This window comes from Endozoicomonas sp. ONNA2, assembly GCF_024606365.1.
Taxonomy (GTDB): Bacteria; Pseudomonadota; Gammaproteobacteria; order Pseudomonadales; family Endozoicomonadaceae; genus Endozoicomonas.
Genome location: NZ_JAHHPO010000370.1, coordinates 1 through 1457, shown reverse-complemented (window position 1 = coordinate 1457; position 1457 = coordinate 1). Strand labels below are relative to the sequence as shown.

Genomic DNA, 1457 nt, shown 5'->3' with positions numbered 1-1457 from the left:
CCCCTGAAGCGCTTCTGACTAACCACCTCAAACCCTCTTTGCGCAAGCACTCTTTTTGCCGGACTTGATTCCAGGGTTTTCTGGGTTAATGTGCCGAGACTCATAAGTATCCCCTCGCGTTGCAATTCTTGTACCTCTTCAGCGATGGCCTCTTGTGTTTCCCTGCTTAATAAACTGAAATCCTGGCGACACTGCATCTTTTCCAGACGGGTCATCCCTGTTGGCACTCTTACTTGCCTGAGATCATGGAAGCTATTATGGATGCCGCGGGTAATCCCCCTTTGGCGATTAGTTTTGCAACCTTTATGGTCAGGGCTTGTACAGGTGTGAATGCCTGCACGGCTGGCAATACAGCGCCGGACATTATCATCCAGACATTTTTCCATGTTCTTTAGTGGCAAGGGCGTCAGCTCAAATTTCTCGATGATCGCCTTGTGGTCTGGTTTGAGCTGGTAAGTCTCGACATAGGAATCCGCCCGATAGTCTCTACACCTGCTGCCAGTCACCTTTAGCAGATCAGCGGCACCGTGCATGGCGGCTTCCAGCTGCCGTTGAAAGTCCGGTTTCAGGGCAGGGTCATTGCTGAAATCTATGGCCTGCAACGGCAGATCCAAAAGCGAGGCGTCAAAGTGGCCGGGCTGCTGACGCTCTGTGAAGGACCCCGGGAACGAGGCATCCATCCCGGTGCATCGGATAAAATCCATGCGGTCAGCAAAGCGCAGTACATGCAGATAACGCCGGACCGATGACGACAGCCCCTGCTCGCTCTTGCCATGTACGTCATCTTCCTTGCGGGACAGCGCCTCGCCAATCTCCTTCAGCTCCTGTTCTGGATACTGCCCCTTCAGATCCCGTTTGAAATACTCAGCCGCCCTGGCTTCTTCATCTCGCTTGGGGACATCTTCTGCTGCGGCGTCGTGATAGATGATCGCCAGCGACAACAGGTTCTTTTCAGGTTCAGAGAAATGCAGCCGGTCGAATTTCTTTAGCAGCTCGATATACCACAACAGATTGTTCCGGGCCCGCAATACATGACAGCAGTTGTGAGCAGGCTTCCAAACCACGGGCAATGTGTCATTGCCAAGGCATTTGATGACGCGCTCTGGTCCGGGCCGTCGGTAATAGTGCTGCAATATTCTCAGAATGGTCTGTTCGTTATCCCTGGCATTGGGCAGAACCGGTGGTTGGCTGAAGGCGTCGACGATAAATTGCAACTCCGTTGGTTGCGTCAGGGAGACAGGTTGGGGAGATTGACAGCCCCCAAGGCCGAGGGACTTTTGCAGTTCGACGATTTCCTGTTCCCCTTTTTTGATATTTTCTGGCCAGTCCTGATAAAAGGGCTCTTGATCTCGATGTTCCCAGAGTTCTTTAACCCAGTGAATATAATCATCTGCGCACAGCGTTCCCAGGGATTTTTCAATGCCTTCGGCAGCGGTGTCTGCTATTTTTTTTCTCAC

General features: G+C 52.3%; 1 protein-coding gene. It reads right to left on the bottom strand.

Annotated features, from left to right (window positions below):
• Nucleotides 1–1457, bottom strand: a 1457-nt coding sequence (locus KDK14_RS06765; RefSeq protein WP_257264267.1) for a hypothetical protein, incomplete at both ends; no start/stop codon positions are given.